This is a genomic window from Streptomyces umbrinus (assembly GCF_030817415.1).
Lineage (GTDB): Bacteria > Actinomycetota > Actinomycetes > Streptomycetales > Streptomycetaceae > Streptomyces > Streptomyces umbrinus_A.
The window spans coordinates 1,743,403-1,759,712 of record NZ_JAUSZI010000002.1; the positions used below are offsets into that span (position 1 = coordinate 1,743,403).

Sequence of the window (16,310 nt, forward strand, 5' to 3'; positions counted from 1 at the left end):
TCCCGGACCTAGGCTCCCTGCCTGCGTTCTTGCAGGTCAAGGGCTGTTTCCTTACCTTACGAAGAGTCGCGCGCACGGGCAGCATTGGACGGGTTCTCAGGACTTGCGCTGACCGATTGCCGACTTTCCCGACACGTCATCGGCTCAGTCGACCAGCCTACGCATCGGGCTTGACGGGCAGTCGTGACCTTCGCCACTGCGAGCCCTCACGTACATGCGCACCTGCCGGAAGCGAGCTCTTCGTGTCCACCAGTTCTTCGCACGGCTCGAAAGGGGCCCAGGCTGGGAGAAATCCCGCCGGGCCCCCTTCCGTGATCACTGTTCCGGTGGTCCGGGCCGCCTGGCGAGGTGTTACCGCCCCATCGCGGCGTCAGGCCGTTGATGCGCCACAAACCGTCGCCGCCACCGGTGGTGTACGCGTCTTCGGACGCCGCCGTCTTCGTCACCCAGGGACTGGAGAACGCCCGGATCGCGGACCGCATCGTCGTCCTCGACCGGGGTCGTGTCCGTGAAGAGGGCGACTTCCAGGCGCTGATGGAACGCGACGGACTCTTCGCCGAGCTCTACCGCCTCGCCCAGGACCGGTGACCGCCGGCCTCATTGCTACCGAGGCCTCCCTCCTACCGACGCTCCTCTGCTACCGGGACGTCTCTGCGGCCGGGGGCCTCAGGGCTGTCCTCCGGCGGCCGCTTCTCCGGCCGGACGGCCGGCACCACGATCATGCGCCGGTACTCCTCCGGCCGGTGCGGTTCGCCCACCGGGAGGCCGTCGGCCTCCACCCAGGCGTGCGCGCGGAACGGTGCCGTCCGCACCCCTGTGCACCAGTCCGGCCAGACTCCGCGCATCCGGCACAGCAATGCGGTGGCCACCGAACGCTGGAGACAGCCCTCGCCGGCGCAACGCGCGCTGACCGCGACCACTGCCTCGCGGGCAGCGAGCGCCTGCCGGGTGGTGGCGGGGGCGGCCCCGCGCCGGACCACGCACAGGACGCGGCGGATGCGGTGCGGCTTGAACGCGACGATCAGCCGGGCGGCGGCCGTGGCGAGAAGGACGGCGGGACGGCGGCGCAGGGGCAGGCAGCTGCGGGTGGCGGGCACCATCGGCTGGCTCATGCGGGCACCACCAGCCGGGACGCCATCAGCGCGCGCGTGATCGAGGCCGTGTCGGCGTCGGCGCGCTCGGCGGTGAGCCGGGGGTAGGCCTCACACAGTGCGCGGGCCATGTCCGATGGTTCGGCGCCGTCGATGAGCCCGCGCAGGACGAGCGCCGCGGTGCGGTTGAGCTGCCAGTACCGGCCGGTGACCTCGTCGAGCAGCACCATGCCGTCCGCTGTGTCCGTCGCGCAGACGTCGGATCGCAGGCTCAGGCTCACGGCGCTCCTTCAGTGATCGCGGTGCTCGGCGGGCGGATGTGCGCGGGACGGGCACGGAGCCAGATCTCGCTGCCCAGGCTGGAGCTGAGGGAGCGCAGCCCCTCCGGGGTGGGATGCACCCCGAGCAGGGACGCACGGACGGCGGCGTCGTCGATCAGTCCGGCTCGGCCGAGCCGCGAGCCGTCGAAGAGCTCGACCAGGTCGGCGCGGTTGTGGCGCAGACTGACGTGGAAGTCCGTGCTGTACTCGCCCTTGGTGTGCCGGCGCAGGACGTCGTCGGGCACGATGCCGCGCATCGCCTCGGCGAGCACCGGCTTGTACCGGCCGGGCGTGCTGCGCTCGGCCACGCGGATGGCCAGGGCCGCCTCGATCACTTGGTCGTCGAGGTAGGGCGCGGCCTGACCCAGGCCTCTGCGGGAGGTCACCTGATCCAGTTGCCGCAGGCCACGCCCACCGGTCCGTACGCACGCCAGTGCCGTGTGCTGTCCGCGCTGGGGCGCGAGCGGCTCGGCGCTCTCGGCGGCTTCCCGGAGCAAGCTCCGCACGGCCGCGGCCGCGTCGCGGGTCGCCCACGGCGGCATGCGCGACTCCACGCCCCATGCCGTCGAGGGCGCTCCGCGGACCAGGGCCGACGAGGACGGCCCGGCGGCGGTGAGGCCCTGTGCCCATGCGGCCAGCCACTGGCCGAACGTCCTGCGGTCGGCGAGCTGCCGCAGCAGTTGTCCGAGCGGCCAGTGCTGGGAGGCGCGTTGCGTACGGATACGGGCATACGCCGCCAGCGGATGGCGTCGGACGTGGTCGTGCAGGTGTGAGGGGAACGTGCTGAACAACTCGTCTCCGCCGCCGCCCATCAGGTGCAGGCGTGACCCCCGGCCGGTCATCAGGCGGCAGAGCGCTGCCATCCTGGCGCCGTCGCGGACCCATGGCCCTGGCTCGTCGGTGGGGACGGCGTCGCCGGTGAGAGCCGGCAAGTCGCTGTACCACAGGGGCCATTGGTCGGGGGCGGGCGTGACGTGCTCGCTGCCGGGAAGCCGGGCGGCGGCGCGGGCAGCCCATGCCGCGTCGTCGTTCTCCGGGTCGAGGCTTCGCCAGCCCAGCGTCACCAGTTTGGCTCCGGCCGGGCGGGTCCGCTCCTGCTCGTGTGCGGTCAGGAAGCACAGGCTGGTGGAGTCCAGGCCGCCCGACAGTTCCGCGCTCACCGTGCCCCCGTCGGCCGTGCACGCTCCCACCGCGGCGGTCAGCGCCGCACGCACCGCGGGCACTCCCTCCCGCCAGGGACGCTGCGGCTCCGGCGGAGTCCACCACCGCTGGGTCCGGACCCGCCCGTCCGCGTCGATCAGCAGACTGTCGAAGGACGGAAGTGCTTCCACGCCCTGCCACACACAGCGGTCGTCCAGCGGATAGGGAAGCGGCGAGGCGAGCAGGTGAGCGGCGAGGAGCCGTTCGTCGGGAGCCGCACCGGTCACGGCCGCGAGCCGGTCCGACCGGTCGGCGGCCACGGTCACTCCGCCCACCCGCGCGTGAAAGAGCCGTCGCACCCCGGACGCGGTCCCCCGGGCCCGCACCGAACCGTCGACGGAGGCGATGAGGTGGAAGCTTCCAGGCAGCCCGTGGGCGACCGCCTCCACGTCCGCGATGTCCCGCAGCCGTCGCGCTCGCGCGGACAGCGCCTCGACGGTGACCGGGCAGCGCCCGATCACCGCGACTCGCCGCGCCCCTGCCGCGCCCACCGTCACCAGTCCGTCCGGCCAACTGCCCAGCAGCCACGGCCGACCGGAGTGGTGAGCGATGGTCTCGGTGGCCCAGGGGCGCAGGAGCCGCGCCGCGGCCACGCCGGATTCACCGTCCGGAAGGATCGTGAACCACACGTCACCGCTCATGGCACGTTACCCATCATGTCCTGTCGGTCTCGGTCTCAGTTGGGGCCGAGATATCACTCGTAGGGCGGGAATCCGCCCTCGTAGTGCGCGCCCAGGGCCTCACCGCGGGTCAGCTCGGCGAAGTCACCGACTTCCACCATGGCCGGCGGTTCGTACACTTCGTCCTGCTGCATGCAAGTCCTCCCTTACATCCGCTGATGGCGTGGAACCCACACCGCTGCGAAAATTGCCCATGGCATTTCGGCACTACGCCGACCTGCGGTATCTCCCACCCGATGGAGTGAATCCCTCCCCGCCACGGCATGGCGCAGGAGCTCCCGTGGTGCGGGCGCGAGGTGCTGGAGCTCGTCGAGGGCGGCGGCTGCCAGTTGGACCTTCGAGAAGAGCGCGGTGCGGTGAGAGGGTCGCGTCCCGGGAAGCAGGGACGCGCCGACGCCGTCAGGTACGGCGGCGTCGTGCGCGGCGCCTATGCCACTGCCTCCTCCGCCACAGCGATCTCCGTCACGCCGTCCTCGGTCACGCCGTTGTCGGTGGCGTCCGCCTCGGTCCCGTCGGCCCGTGCCGGTTTCTCGAACTGGGTCCGGTACAGCTCCGCGTACCGCCCGTTCGCCGTGAGGAGTTCCTCGTGGGTGCCGCGTTCCGCGATGCGGCCGGCCTCGACGACGAGGATCTGGTCGGCGGCCCGTACCGTCGAGAGGCGGTGGGCGATGACGAGTGCGGTGCGGCCCTGGAGTGCCTCGGCGAGTGCCTCCTGTACGGCGGCCTCGGAGGTGTTGTCCAGGTGGGCCGTCGCCTCGTCGAGGACGACCACCCGCTGGCGGGCCAGGAGCAGCCGGGCGATGGTCATGCGCTGGCGTTCGCCGCCGGAGAGGCGGTAGCCGCGTTCGCCGACGACCGTGTCGAGGCCGTCGGGCAGGGAGTTCACGAGGTCGTCGAGGCGGGCCCGGCGCAGGACGTCCCACAGTTCCTCCTCGTCGGCGTCGGGCCTGGCGAGGAGCAGGTTGGCGCGGACCGAGTCGTGGAAGAGGTGGCCGTCCTGGGTGACCATTCCGAGTGTGGCCCGCATCGACTCGGCGCTCAGGTCACGGACGTCGACGCCGCCGATGCGTACGGAGCCCTCGTCGGTGTCGTACAGCCGTGGCAGCAGCGAGGCGACCGTGGACTTGCCGGCGCCGGACGAGCCGACGAGGGCGACGGTCTGGCCGGGTTCGGCGCGGAAGGAGATGCCGTGCAGGACCTCGGCGCCGCCGCGGGTGTCGAGTGCGGCGACCTCCTCCAGGGAGGCGAGGGAGACCTTGTCGGCGGACGGGTAGGCGAATCGGACGTCGGTGAACTCGACGGAGGCCGGGCCGTCGGGGACCGCGCGGGCGTCCGGCTTCTCGTCGATCAGCGGCTTCAGGTCGAGGACCTCGAAGACCCGCTCGAAGCTGACCAGGGCACTCATGACCTCCACGCGGGCACCGGCGAGCGAGGTCAGTGGCGCGTACAGACGGGTCAGGAGCAGGGCCAGCGAGACGACCGCGCCCGGTTCCAGGCTGCCGCGCAGGGCATACCAGCCGCCGAGTCCGTAGACGAGGGCGAGTGCGAGGGCGGAGACGAGGGTCAGGGCCGTGATGAACGCGGTCTGAGCCATCGCCGTGCGCACCCCGATGTCCCGCACCCGCCGGGCACGCACCGCGAACTCCGCGGACTCCTGGCCCGGCCTGCCGAAGAGCTTGATCAGGGTGGCGCCCGGTGCGGAGAAGCGCTCGGTCATCCGGGTGCCCATGGACGCGTTGAGGTCGGCCGCCTCGCGCTGGAGCTTCGCCATCCGGCTGCCCATCCGGCGGGCGGGCACCACGAACACCGGGAGGAGTACGAGGGCGAGCAGGGTGATCTGCCAGGACAGGGTGAGCATCACGGCGAGGGTGAGCAGCAGGGTCACGAGATTGCTCACCACTCCGGAGAGGGTGTTGCTGAACGCCCGCTGGGCGCCGATCACGTCGTTGTTGAGTCGACTGACGAGCGCGCCCGTACGAGTGCGTGTGAAGAACGCGACCGGCATGCGCTGTACATGATCGAAGACCGCTGTCCGCAGATCCAGGATGAGTCCTTCGCCGAGGTTCGCCGAGAGCCAGCGGCCCACCAGTCCGATCGCCGCCTCCGCGAACGCGATCAGGGCGATGAGCAGGGCGAGTCGTACGACAGTGCTCTCGTCGCCGCCGGACACGATCGCGTCCACGACGCGTCCGGCGAGGACCGGGGTGGCCACGGCGAGCAGCGCCGTCACCACACTGAGCACCACGAACTGCGCGATTCGGCGGCGGTGCGGGCGGGCAAATCCGGCAATGCGACGCAGGGTCGCTCGGGCGAAGGGGCGGCGTTCCTGCTCGGCGTTCATGACGCTGTGGAGCTGCGTCCAGGCTGTGGTCTCCATACTCATGGGACAGACCGTAGAACCTAAAGCAATCTTGAGGTCAAGGGGTGATCGATGACACTGACTGAACCCACTCCCCTCGCAGGGCCGACGGATCCCACCGGGACAGCGGTTCTCACCGGGACGAAGGCCCTCGCCGGGCCCGGCGACCCGATGCCGTGCCCGGCGTGTCAGCCGCTGTCCCCGTGCCCGCAACCCCACGTTGGTGCGGTGTGGAAACCCTCTCCCGATGTGACGGTCGAACGCTTTCCCCAGGGCTTCGCCAGACGCCTTCCGGTCCGGCAAATCCTGTGCCTCGTCCCGCTGGCCCTCGTGGCCGTGGTCGCGGTGCAGCACCGGTCCGTGCTCGCGGAGGGCTTCGGGCATCTGGCGTCTGCGAAGTGGCCGTGGCTGCTGGCCGCGGTCGCCGCGACCTGTCTGACCTGGGTGGCGGCCGCCGTCACCCGGCAGGGCGCGCTCGTCGAACGGCTGCCCAAACGGCGGTTGCTGGCCACGCAGTTCGCGGCGGGCGCGGCCAACCATCTGCTGCCGACAGGTCTTGGCGCGAGTGCCGTCAATCTGCGGTTCATGACGGTGTGCGGGGTGCCGCTGGCCCGTTCGTCGGCCGCGCTCGCGCTCTACCTGCTGGCGGAGTCCGTCGCCCGGGTCGGGCTGCTGCTTGCCCTGTTGATCGCCTTCCCCGACGCACTGCGGGTCGGCGAGCTCCTGCCGGACGGCGCGGTCGGCCCGCTGCTGCTCGCCGTCGGGGCGGTGGTGTGCGTCGCGGTGACGGTGCTTCTGCTCGCACGACGGGTGCGTACGGTCGTGTTCACGTTCCTGCGGACCGCGCTGGGTGAGGCCCGGTCCGTGCACTTGCGGCCGGCCCGCGCGCTCGCACTGTGGGGCGGCTCGCTCTCCTTCCCGATGTTCCAGGCGGCCGGACTGGCCGCGGTGGGGCAGGCGCTCGGGTTGCCGGTGCCGCCGCTGCACATGGCGCTCGCGTATCTGGCGGCGACGGTGGCGGTCGCCCTGGTGCCGACGCCGGGCGGGATCGGCTCGGTGGAGGCCGCGCTGATCCTGGCGCTGGTGGCGGCGGGCGGTCCGGTGGCGGTGGCGACGGCGGTGGTGCTCGCCTACCGCATCATCACGGTGTGGCTGCCGCTGCTGCCGGGGGCGCTGACGCTCGGCGCGCTCGTGCGGCTGAAGATGATCTGAGCGTGTCGGCGTCCGGGCCGGAAAGCACTCTTCTCATTCCGCCCGGAAGTTGACGTGGACGGCCTGAACTCGCCGGTGTGACTCGGGAGTAACCTGCTGGCGTCGTCACACGAAGGGGTCCGCGATATGCCGGTCCGGATCGAGCGCCAGGAACACGTCACCACCGTCGTCCTCTCCCGCCCCGAGGTCCGCAACGCGGTGGACGGCCCCACGGCGGCCGACCTCGCCGACGCGTTCCGTGCGTTCGAGAGCGACGAGACGGCCCGGGTGGCGGTGCTGTGGGGTGAGGGCGGCACCTTCTGCGCGGGCGCGGACCTCAAGGCGCTCGGCACGGAACGCGGCAATCATGTGACGGAGGACGGCGACGGACCGATGGGCCCCACGCGGATGCGGCTGTCGAAGCCGGTGATCGCCGCGGTCGCGGGCCACGCCGTGGCGGGTGGTCTGGAACTGGCCCTCTGGTGCGATCTGCGGGTCGCCGAGGAGGACGCGGTCTTCGGAGTCTTCTGCCGCCGCTGGGGCGTGCCGCTCATCGACGGCGGCACGGTTCGGCTCCCCCGCCTCATCGGCACCAGCCGTGCGATGGACATGATCCTGACCGGCCGCCCGGTGGCGGCTCCCGAGGCGTACGAGATGGGCCTCGCGAACCGGGTCGTCCCGCCGGGCCGGGCCCGTGCGGAGGCGGAGGCGCTGGCCACGTCGATCGCCCGCTTCCCGCAGGCCTGTCTCCGCGGCGACCGCGCTTCCGTCCTCGACCAGGAGGGGCTGAACGAGCGCGCCGCGATGCGGGGTGAATTCCGTCACGGGACAGGTGTACTGGAGGAGAGCCTTGAGGGGGCGGCGCGGTTCTCGGCGGGTGCGGGGCGGCACGGTTCGTTCGGCGAGATCTGAGCGTTCCCGACGGCGTATCCAGGCCAAGTTGGGGTGGGATCCACCAAGGGGGCTGGGGACGTCCGCCGGGCCGGACGATGAGGGGGGCCTCGGCACTCGTCCGAGGAGGGGAAGAGGCGAGGAAGACGCCAACATGCCTACGGGCATGACGAGTTGGCGGCGATGCTGGTGGGAGATGGCCTGACCCGAGCGGTCCTGGCACGGAACACCTGTGCGCATGTAGCAAGATGAGCGAACCCGCCGGTCAACGACTTGTCGTTCCCGGCGCGGTCGTACATCCAGGAATCGAGCAGCAGGTGGCAACAAGGTGACGACACATCACATACCGGGCGCGAGCGCCCTTCGCGGCACGACGGGAGGCAGTTGGTGAACCGGGACCTCACTGTGCACGACTGGATCGTCGCGGGTGTCTGGCTGGCCGTCGGACTCGCGGCGGGCGTCCTGCTGCGCCTCCTCCTGCGCTGGCTGGGCAAGCACGCGACCCGCACGAGCTGGAGCGGCGACGACGTCCTGGTCGACGCGCTGCGCGCGCTGATACCGGTCGCGGCCCTCACGGGCGGCATCGCGGCCGCCGCGGCGGCGCTGCCGCTGACCGGCAAGGTCAACCACACCGTCAACCAGATCCTGACGGTCCTGCTCATCCTCGCCGCCACCATCACCGCGGCACGCGTGGTCGCCGGCCTGGTGCGGGCCGTCACCCAGTCCCGCTCCGGGGTCGCGGGATCGGCCTCGATCTTCGTCAACATCACCCGGGTCGTCGTGCTGGCCATGGGCTGCCTGGTCGTCCTGCAGACCCTGGGCATCTCCATCGCCCCGCTGCTCACGGCCCTCGGCGTCGGCGGTCTCGCGGTCGCCCTGGCCCTCCAGGACACCCTCGCCAACCTCTTCGCGGGCATCCACATCCTCGCCTCGAAGACGATCCAGCCCGGCGACTACATCCGTCTCACCAGCGGGGAGGAGGGGTACGTCGTCGACATCAACTGGCGCAACACCGTCGTACGCAACCTCTCCAACAACCTCGTCATCATCCCGAACGCCCAGCTCTCCAGCACCAACATGACCAACTTCAGCCGTCCGGAACAGGAGATGACGCTCACCGTGCAGGTCGGCGTCGGCTACGACAGCGACCTCGACCATGTCGAGCGCGTCACCTCCGAGGTCGTCACCGAGGTCATGACGGAGATCGAGGGCGCGGTTCCGGAGCACGAACCCGCCATCCGCTTCCACACGTTCGGGGACTCGCGGATCAGCTTCACCGTCATCCTGGGTGTCGGGGAGTTCAGCGACCAGTACCGGATCAAGCACGAGTTCGTGAAGCGGCTGCACAAGCGGTACCACGTGGAGGGCATCCGCATCCCCTCTCCCGCGCGCACCGTCGCCCTCCAGCAGAACGGCGTGGCGATTCCGCCTCAGCGCGACGGATCCCTGTCGATCCCGTAGAACATCGGGGTGGGGCGGTCCGCGAAGGCCGCCCCCCATCGGGCCGGTGCGGGTGAGCGGGGAGATGTGAGCGTATGACGGTGATCGGGGTCGACATCGGTACGTCCAGCAGCAAGGGCGTGCTGGTGGACGGGGACGGAACCGTCCTCGCGACGGCTGTCCGCCCGCACACGGTCGGCCGTCCGCACCCCGGGCACGTCGAGATGGACGCACAGGTGTGGTGGGACGAATTCGCCTCCATCACCCGGGAGTTGCTCACGTCCGCACCGGACGGCACCTCCGTCACCGCGGTCGGAGTCAGCGGCATGGGCCCGTGCGTAGCCCTCGCCGACGAGACGGACACGCCGCTGCGCCCGGCGATCCTGTACGGCGTCGACACCCGGGCCACCGAGCAGATCGCCCGCCTGGACGACGAGTTGGGCCGCGACGCCGTACTCCGACGCTGCGGGTCGCTGCTCTCCACCCAGGCAGTCGGCCCCAAGATCGCCTGGCTGGCGGAGCACGAGCCCGACGTGGTCGCCCGGGCCCGGCGGCTCTACATGCCCAGCTCGTACCTGGTGGTCCGGCTCACCGGGACCTATGTGCTCGACCACCACTCGGCGAGCCAGGCCGTTCCGCTGTACGACTCCGTGGCCCGGGAGTGGTTCGAGCCGTGGACCCGGCACATCGCACCCTGGCTCGAACTCCCCCGCCTGCTCTGGCCTGGCGACATCGCCGGGCAGGTCACGGCCGAGGCCGCCGACGCCACCGGTCTGCCCGCCGGGATCCCGGTGATCGCCGGCGACGCCTGGTCCGAGGCGCTGAGCGTGGGCGCGCAGCGCACGGGTGACCTCATGCTCATGTACGGCAGCACGATGTTCCTGATCAACACCCTGTCCGAGCGTCTGCTGGTGCCCCAACTGTGGAGCACCGTCGGGGCGTTGCCCGGAACGCGCAGTCTCGCGGGTGGCATGGCCACCTCCGGCACGATCACCGACTGGCTGCGGGAGCTGTTCGGCACGACCGAGCACACCGACCTGCTCACCGGGGCGGAGGCGTCCGGTCCCGGTGCGCGCGGGCTGCTGATGCTGCCGTATTTCGCGGGCGAGCGGACGCCGGTGGCCGATCCGCACGCCCGCGGGGTGATCGCCGGGCTGACGGTGGAGCATACCCGCGGCGACCTCTACCGTGCCGCCCTGGAGGCGACGGCCTTCGGGGTACGGCACAACGTCGACGCGATGCGCGCCGCCGGCGCGGACATCCGCCGTGTCGTCGCCGTGGGCGGCGGCACCCGGGGCGGCCTGTGGACCCGGATCGTCTCGGCCGTGACGGGCCTGGAGCAGGAGATCAGGACCGTCACCCTCGGGGCGAGCTACGGCGCGGCGTTCCTCGCGGCGAGCGCGGTCGGCGACCCGCTCATCGACGAGTGGAACCCGGTACGCGAACGCGTCGCCCCGGACCCTCAACTGCGCTACGGCTACGACGAGTTGTACGCGCTGTACCTTCGCCTCTACCCGGCGACACGGGACATCGCCCATGAACTGGCCGCGCGGCAACGGGGCTAGACCGAGGCGACCTGCCCCGGCCCCGCCCACAAAACCGTCGGCCGCTCAGTTGCTCAGTTGCTCAGTTGCTCATGATTCCTCCTGGAACACCTTCACGTCCCACGCCCCGAGCGGGACCGCCTCGCCCGGCGCGTACGACGTCCCCGTGAGCGCGTCGCGTACCGGCGTCGACAGCGTGACCTCCACCGGCTCCCACGACCAGTTGTGAAGGAACCGGACCCGGCGGCCGTCACGCGCGGTCGCCCTGGTCGACGTGACGCTCGGGTGGGCCGGACTCACGAGGTCCGCCGGGGCAGCCCAGCGGAGGAGGGCCCTGGCGAACTCCGGGTCGGGCACCGTGCCGACGTAGGTGACACGTCCCGCGCCATGTGCGTGGGTCGTGGCCGCGGGCCAGCGGCCGAAGTGCGGATGGTCGTACGTGGCCAGGGTGTCCGCTCCCCTGGGTCGCAGGCCGTCCACCCAGTGGAGGGCACGCGCCTCCCCGGACAGCTGAAGGGAATCCGTGCCGTGGACGGCGAGTCCGGTACTCAGATTGCTGAACTCGTCGTACGTGACTCCGGCGGCCTCGGCCAGCCGGGCGGGCTGTTCCTCCGTACGGGCCCGCGCCTCGTGGTCCGCGTACGCCGTGCGCGGGCCCAGGACCAGGTGGCCACCGGTCTCGGCGTAGGCGAGGAGGAGGTCGAGGGTGGCGTCGTCGGCCGCGTAGAAGGCGGGGACGACGAGTACCGGCGGCAGGTCGGTGTCGTCCAACTGGCCCGGGTGTACGAGCCTGCTCTGCAGCCCCGCGTCGAAGGCGCCGCGGTAGAAGGCGTCGAAGACGGTCTGGTACGAGCGCCGGTCGGGCCCTCCGTCGGGCGTGGCGAGTGAGGGCTGCGCCTGGAGTGCCCACTTGCTCGGGTTCGAGTAGAGGAACGCCACCTCGGCGTCCGGGGTGAGGGAGGACACGAGGTCACCCGCGGTCTCCAACTCGGCTCCCAGCGCGGCCAGTTCGCGGTACACACGGCCGGGTCGCCCGTTGTGCGGCAGCACTCCGCCCCAGTAGGTCTCGGTGCCGAAGTGCAGGGTGTGCCAGTGCCAGTACTCGATCATCGAGGCGCCCCTCGATATCAGCGCCCAGGCGGCCTGGCGCCACTGCCCGTCGTACGCGGGGCGGTTGTTCCAGGGGAAGCCGATGGCCTGCGCGTCGGTCTCGGTCACCAGGAAGGGTTCCTGGCGGGAGGCGTACATGCGGTCGGCGCTCTGGTACAGCGCCCAAGTGCCGTTGGTGGTCCAGCCCTGGTCCTGGCGGTTCCGGTCCGGCAGCGCAAGGGCGTCCTGCATCGTGTAGTAGGGGTTGCCCGCCGTGACGTCGAGCTTCCTGGTCAGCTCGTCGTCCTCGACCGTGGGCCGGTCGTAGGAGATGCAGGTCGTGACGAACTGGTCCGGCCGGGCGTACTCGCGCACGATGTCCGCCTGCCAGGCGATGAACTCGGTGGTGAGCCTCGCCTGGAAGCGCCGCCACGCGAGGTCGTACTGCGGCTGGGCGTTGCCGTCGGGGGTCCACAGGTCGGCCCAGGTGGACAGCCGGTGCGACCAATAGACCAGTCCCCACTCGCGGTTGAGGGTCTCCACGTCGCCGTAGGTCTCGCGCAGATGGTCGGTGAAGCGCTGGAACACACCGTGGTTGTGGAAGAGTTCGAGGCCGGGTTCGTTGTCGACCTGGAAGCCGATCACCGCAGGGTGCGCAACATACCGGCCGACGACCTTGCGGATGATCCGCTCGGCGTGGAAGCGGAACGCCGGGTGTGTGTAGTCGACTTCCTGGCGGGCGCCCCAGGGAACGCGCTCGCCGGTGCGCCGCTCCGCCGCGATCTCCGGGTACTGCCGGGCCAGCCACGGCGGCACGGCATAGGTGGGCGTCCCCAGAATGACGCCGATTCCCCGCTCCTCCGCCCCGTCCAGGACGGGCTGGAGCCAGTCAAGGTCGAAGCGGCCGTTCTCCGGCTCCCACGTCGACCAGACGGACTCGCCGACCCGGATCACTGTGAAGCGGGCCTCCGCCATCAGGTCGAGGTCGTCCTTGAGCCGCTCGTTCGGCTGGTACTCGTGATAGTAGGCGGCACCGAACAGAACCCGGCCGGGCAGCTCGAACATGCTTCTCCTTTACGGGATGTGAGGGTGCATCAGCCTTTGACGGCACCCGTGGAAAGGCCTTCGAGGAGCTGTTTGCGCAGCAGCACGAAGAGGGCGACGGCGGGCAGGACGGCCAGCACGGCACCGGCCATCACCAGGTCGTACTGCCGTTGCTCCGAGACGAAGAGCGTCTGCAGGCCCAGCGGCAGCGTGTACTGCGAGCTGTCGGAGACCAGGACCAGCGGCCACAGGAAGCTGTTGTAGCTCTGCAGGAAGGTCCACACGGCGAGGGCGCCGAGCGAGGGCCGCAGGAGGGGCAGCACGATCCGCCGGAAGATGCCGAACTCGCTCGCGCCGTCGATACGGGCGGCCTCCAGGACCGAGTCGGGGACGGACTGCACGATGTACTGCTGCATCATGAAGATCCCGAACGCGGGCGCCACCCACGGCACGATCAGCGCGAACCACGGGCTGCCGAGCCCGGTCTTGACCAGGATCACGAACAGCGGCACGAGGATCACGGCGAACGGGATGGACAGCGAGCTGAACATCACGCCGAACAGCAGCCTCTTGCCCGCGAACCGGAACTTGGCGAAGCCGTAGCCGGCCAGGGCGCAGACGAAGACCGACACGACGGTGGCGACGACGGCGACCACCGTGCTCATCACGAACCATTGCGCGAAGGGCTGATCCTCGATGAGCGCCCGGTAGTTGTGCAGGGTGAAGGGATCAGGAAGCAGCTTCGGCGGGTACGCGAAGATGTCGCCGCGCGGCTTGAACGACCCGCTCAGTGCCCACACCAGCGGCGCCAGGAAGGCGAGCAGCAGCAGGACCAGCGTCAGGTAGAGCAGGCCGCGCCGGCTCCTCGCGCCCGCGGAGGAACGTACGGATGCATGTGTCGAGGTGCGTATGGGGGAAGTGGTCGCGCTCATGAGGTTGCCCTCCCGATGCCGAACAGACGGTTGAAGAGCTGGCTGAGCCCGAAGACGAGGACGAACAGCACGACGGCCGCGGCGGCCGCGTACCCGAACTGCTGGCGCTGGAAGGCCGCCCGGTAGATGAACATCGTCACCGACAGGGTGCTTTCGGCCGGTCCGCCGCCGGTCAGCAGATACGGCTCCTCGAAGATCTGCGCGGCGCCGATGAAGGAGGTGACGACCACGAAGGCGGTCACCGGTTTCAGCGCCGGGAGCGTGACGGTGGTGAAGGTGCGGATGCGTCCGGCGCCGTCGAGGGCGGCCGCCTCGTACAACTCCTTCGGTACGGCCTGGAGTCCGGCGAGGAAGAACACGGTGAGGTAGCCGGTCCAGCGCCACAGCATCACGAGCCCGATGCTCACCTTGGCCAGGTCCGGATCGCCGAGCCAGTCGACGCCTCCGGTGCCGAACAGGGCCCGCAGGACGGAGTTCAGCAGCCCGAACTGCCGGTCGAAGATCAGCCCGAAGATGAGCGCCACGATGATCGGCGAGACGACGATCGGCACGAAGTAGGCGGTGCGCCACAGGTCGCGAACCCGCAGGCCACGGGTGTTGAGTGCCTGCGCGATCAGCAGCGCGAGCGGCACGACGACGAAGACCGCGATCATCACGAAGACGCCCGTGTTGCCCAGGGCCCGGTGAAAGCTGACGTCGGTGGCGAGGAGACGGTAGTTGCGCAGCCCCACCCAGTGCGGAGTACCGAGACCCACCCACTCGGTGAGACTCAGCCAGAGCGACACCAGGACGGGCACCAGCATGAAGAGCACGTAGAGGACGTAGAAGGGGGCGATGAAGAGATAGGGGGCGCGGGACTGCTTGAGACGGGGAGCGGTCCGGTTGGCGTGCGCGCGTTCGCGGGTACTGCCGGCGGGGCCGGCGATGGCAGTGGTCATGGGCGGCTCTCCTGGCGTACGTGCCACACATCGGATGCGGTCCTGGGGCGCGCCCCGTCAGGGGCGCGGGGAACTGCGCGACCAGCCACGGAAGGCCCGCAGTCTTCCAACGGCGCCTGACCAAGCGGCGCTAGCGCCCGGCCTGGTCTCGGAACTCCTCCGCGGTCCGCCGCAACGCCTGCCGGGGACTGACGTCCCCGCGATAGGCCCGCAACAGATTCCCGGCGAGCACGTCGAAGAGAATCGACTGGTCGGGACTCGTGTGCTGCGGAGGCACATCAGGAAGCAGGTCGCGGTAGAGACCGAACAACCGCTGACCACCACAGAAGTCGTCCTTGAGACCTCTGAGTTGCGGGTCCTCGAACACGGAACGCCGCGTGGGCAGATAGCCCGTCTCGATGAACCGCCGGACCTGACCCTCGTGCGTGAGCCAGGTGTTGAGGAGGAAGTCCGTGGCGGCCCGCGTGTTGGCCTTGTCCTTGATGACACCGAAGCCGGTGCCGCCGAGGGCCGCCGTCGTCCCGCCGCCCTCCGCGAACCGCGGCATCGCGCGGACCCGCCATTTCCCCTTCTGCTCGGGCACGTTGGGCACGAGACCGTAGCTCTTGTACCAGATGGCCATGGGCAGGCCGATGACCCTGCCCTGTTTCAGGGCGGTCTGCATCGCGGCGCCGTAGTAGTCGGAGATGTCGATGACGAAGCCGCTGCGCAGCCCCTTGCAGAGGAAGCCCAGTACCTCCTCGGCCTCGGCCGAGTCGAGCACCAGTTGCTGGTCGGCGTCGAAGAAGGCGCCGCCGCGCTGGTAGAGCAGCATCTGGAAGGACTGCACGATCTGTGCCGTGTCGCTGCCGTTGGTACTGACGACGCAGAGCGAGGCGTTGTGGTCCTTGTGCACGCGGGCGCCGAGTTCGGCGAACTCCTCCCAGGTCGGGGTGTCCTTGGCCAGCCCGTACTTCGTGAACAGGTCGTCGCGGTAGTAGTAGACGACCATGGGGGTGTCCGAGTCGAGGGCGTAGACCCGGCCGTCCTTGCTGTAGGGGGCGGTTCGGGCCGGCAGGAGGTCGTTCTTCAGGCCTGGCACGGCCGCGATGTCGGGGGTGAAGTCGTGCAGCAGCCGCTCGGAGATGTCGCCGCGCAGCATGCGCGGGAAGCTGCCGATCTCGAAGCCGGCCATGTCCGGTGTGCCGCGTCCGGCGACGGCCTGGGCGAGCAGCTTGGTGACGATGTCGGCGGGTCCGGCGCGGGTGACGGTCAGGTGGTAGCGGAAGTCGGCGAGCCGGTCTGCTTCCGGGATGCCCTTGCGGAAGAAGGCCTCGTATCCCGGGTCGTGGGTCCACAGGGCGAGGTCCACGTCTCCCGAGGTGCGGGCGGTGGTGCTGTCACGGCCGCAGGCGGCGAGCGCGGTGGCCGTGCCCAGGCCTAGGGCACCACGCAGCAGGGTGCGGCGCGGCAGGGGCGGTGGGGTGTACACACGTGACTCCTCACGTGGCGGCTACGGGGTGTGCGTGCGACGGACGTCCCGGTCCGGGCGCGCGCGGGCAGGGCGGATCCGGCCGACGGCGAGGTCGGCCGTCCCGCCGACGGTTCAGCG

General features: G+C 70.5%; 14 protein-coding genes. 5 read left to right on the forward strand and 9 right to left on the reverse strand.

Going from position 1 to position 16,310, the window contains the following annotated elements:
- Nucleotides 1-381: 381 nt before the first annotated feature.
- Entirely contained in the window at nt 382-588 is a 207-nt protein-coding gene (locus QF035_RS08530) for a hypothetical protein (RefSeq protein WP_307519361.1), read from the forward strand.
- 32 nt (nt 589-620) lie between these two features.
- Here the strand turns inward: QF035_RS08530 and QF035_RS08535 are convergent, their stop codons facing one another.
- The 5 genes from QF035_RS08535 to QF035_RS08555 all read right to left on the reverse strand — a co-directional run bounded on the left by QF035_RS08535 (nt 621) and on the right by QF035_RS08555 (nt 5,674).
- Nucleotides 621-1,112 carry a lasso peptide biosynthesis B2 protein gene (locus QF035_RS08535; RefSeq protein WP_307519363.1) on the reverse strand — a complete coding sequence of 164 codons (492 nt, stop codon included), beginning with the start codon at nt 1,110-1,112 and terminating at the stop codon, nt 621-623.
- Entirely contained in the window at nt 1,109-1,372 is a 264-nt protein-coding gene (locus QF035_RS08540) for a lasso peptide biosynthesis PqqD family chaperone (RefSeq protein WP_307519364.1), read from the reverse strand. Before QF035_RS08540 ends, QF035_RS08535 begins: the two co-directional genes overlap by 4 nt.
- Nucleotides 1,369-3,252 carry an asparagine synthase-related protein gene (locus QF035_RS08545; protein WP_307519366.1) on the reverse strand — a complete coding sequence of 628 codons (1,884 nt, stop codon included), beginning with the start codon at nt 3,250-3,252 and terminating at the stop codon, nt 1,369-1,371. The genes QF035_RS08540 and QF035_RS08545 overlap by 4 nt, the downstream gene beginning before the upstream one ends.
- Before the next feature lie 53 nt (nt 3,253-3,305).
- On the reverse strand, nt 3,306-3,425 hold the full coding sequence (locus QF035_RS08550) for a lasso RiPP family leader peptide-containing protein (RefSeq protein ID WP_307519367.1): 120 nt from the start codon (nt 3,423-3,425) through the stop codon (nt 3,306-3,308).
- Between the two features lie 293 nt (nt 3,426-3,718).
- Nucleotides 3,719-5,674 (reverse strand): ABC transporter ATP-binding protein, encoded by a 1,956-nt coding sequence (locus QF035_RS08555; protein ID WP_307519368.1) that lies wholly within the window; start codon nt 5,672-5,674, stop codon nt 3,719-3,721.
- 147 nt (nt 5,675-5,821) lie between these two features.
- Between QF035_RS08555 and QF035_RS08560 the strand changes: the two genes are divergently transcribed.
- The 4 genes from QF035_RS08560 (at nt 5,822) to QF035_RS08575 (ending at nt 10,737) form a co-directional block, all read left to right on the forward strand.
- The gene (locus QF035_RS08560) at nt 5,822-6,862 is read left to right on the forward strand and encodes a lysylphosphatidylglycerol synthase transmembrane domain-containing protein (protein ID WP_307530975.1); all 1,041 of its coding nucleotides are present in this window, start codon (nt 5,822-5,824) and stop codon (nt 6,860-6,862) included.
- A gap of 126 nt (nt 6,863-6,988) precedes the next feature.
- A complete protein-coding gene (locus tag QF035_RS08565; RefSeq protein ID WP_307519369.1) occupies nt 6,989-7,753 on the forward strand; it encodes a crotonase/enoyl-CoA hydratase family protein in 765 nt (254 codons plus the stop codon).
- Nucleotides 7,754-8,119: 366 nt separating this feature from the next.
- The gene (locus tag QF035_RS08570; RefSeq protein ID WP_055612608.1) at nt 8,120-9,193 is read left to right on the forward strand and encodes a mechanosensitive ion channel family protein; all 1,074 of its coding nucleotides are present in this window, start codon (nt 8,120-8,122) and stop codon (nt 9,191-9,193) included.
- A gap of 74 nt (nt 9,194-9,267) precedes the next feature.
- On the forward strand, nt 9,268-10,737 hold the full coding sequence (locus tag QF035_RS08575; protein WP_307519371.1) for an FGGY-family carbohydrate kinase: 1,470 nt from the start codon (nt 9,268-9,270) through the stop codon (nt 10,735-10,737).
- A 69-nt stretch (nt 10,738-10,806) separates the two neighbouring features.
- Here the strand turns inward: QF035_RS08575 and QF035_RS08580 are convergent, their stop codons facing one another.
- From QF035_RS08580 to QF035_RS08595, 4 genes are all read right to left on the reverse strand, one after another.
- Entirely contained in the window at nt 10,807-12,870 is a 2,064-nt protein-coding gene (locus tag QF035_RS08580) for a beta-galactosidase (RefSeq protein ID WP_307519373.1), read from the reverse strand.
- A gap of 29 nt (nt 12,871-12,899) precedes the next feature.
- Nucleotides 12,900-13,781 carry a carbohydrate ABC transporter permease gene (locus QF035_RS08585; RefSeq protein ID WP_307519375.1) on the reverse strand — a complete coding sequence of 294 codons (882 nt, stop codon included), beginning with the start codon at nt 13,779-13,781 and terminating at the stop codon, nt 12,900-12,902.
- The gene (locus tag QF035_RS08590) at nt 13,778-14,719 is read right to left on the reverse strand and encodes a carbohydrate ABC transporter permease (protein WP_307519377.1); all 942 of its coding nucleotides are present in this window, start codon (nt 14,717-14,719) and stop codon (nt 13,778-13,780) included. The genes QF035_RS08585 and QF035_RS08590 overlap by 4 nt, the downstream gene beginning before the upstream one ends.
- Nucleotides 14,720-14,849: 130 nt before the next feature.
- Nucleotides 14,850-16,190: an ABC transporter substrate-binding protein gene (locus QF035_RS08595; RefSeq protein WP_307519378.1), complete on the reverse strand. Its 1,341-nt coding sequence runs from the start codon at nt 16,188-16,190 to the stop codon at nt 14,850-14,852.
- Between the last annotated feature and the right edge of the window lie 120 nt (nt 16,191-16,310).

Excerpts from the sequence above, each read along its gene's own strand:
- QF035_RS08545 (WP_307519366.1), bottom strand. The coding sequence starts at position 3,252 with ATGAGCGGTGACGTGTGGTTCACGATCCTTCCGGACGGTGAATCCGGC.
- QF035_RS08550 (WP_307519367.1), bottom strand. The coding sequence starts at position 3,425 with ATGCAGCAGGACGAAGTGTACGAACCGCCGGCCATGGTGGAAGTCGGT.
- QF035_RS08580 (WP_307519373.1), bottom strand. The coding sequence starts at position 12,870 with ATGTTCGAGCTGCCCGGCCGGGTTCTGTTCGGTGCCGCCTACTATCAC.
- QF035_RS08590 (WP_307519377.1), bottom strand. The coding sequence starts at position 14,719 with ATGACCACTGCCATCGCCGGCCCCGCCGGCAGTACCCGCGAACGCGCG.
- QF035_RS08585 (WP_307519375.1), bottom strand. The coding sequence starts at position 13,781 with ATGAGCGCGACCACTTCCCCCATACGCACCTCGACACATGCATCCGTA.
- QF035_RS08575 (WP_307519371.1), top strand. The coding sequence starts at position 9,268 with ATGACGGTGATCGGGGTCGACATCGGTACGTCCAGCAGCAAGGGCGTG.
- QF035_RS08535 (WP_307519363.1), bottom strand. The coding sequence starts at position 1,112 with ATGAGCCAGCCGATGGTGCCCGCCACCCGCAGCTGCCTGCCCCTGCGC.
- QF035_RS08555 (WP_307519368.1), bottom strand. The coding sequence starts at position 5,674 with ATGAGTATGGAGACCACAGCCTGGACGCAGCTCCACAGCGTCATGAAC.
- QF035_RS08565 (WP_307519369.1), top strand. The coding sequence starts at position 6,989 with ATGCCGGTCCGGATCGAGCGCCAGGAACACGTCACCACCGTCGTCCTC.
- QF035_RS08560 (WP_307530975.1), top strand. The coding sequence starts at position 5,822 with ATGCCGTGCCCGGCGTGTCAGCCGCTGTCCCCGTGCCCGCAACCCCAC.
- QF035_RS08530 (WP_307519361.1), top strand. The coding sequence starts at position 382 with ATGCGCCACAAACCGTCGCCGCCACCGGTGGTGTACGCGTCTTCGGAC.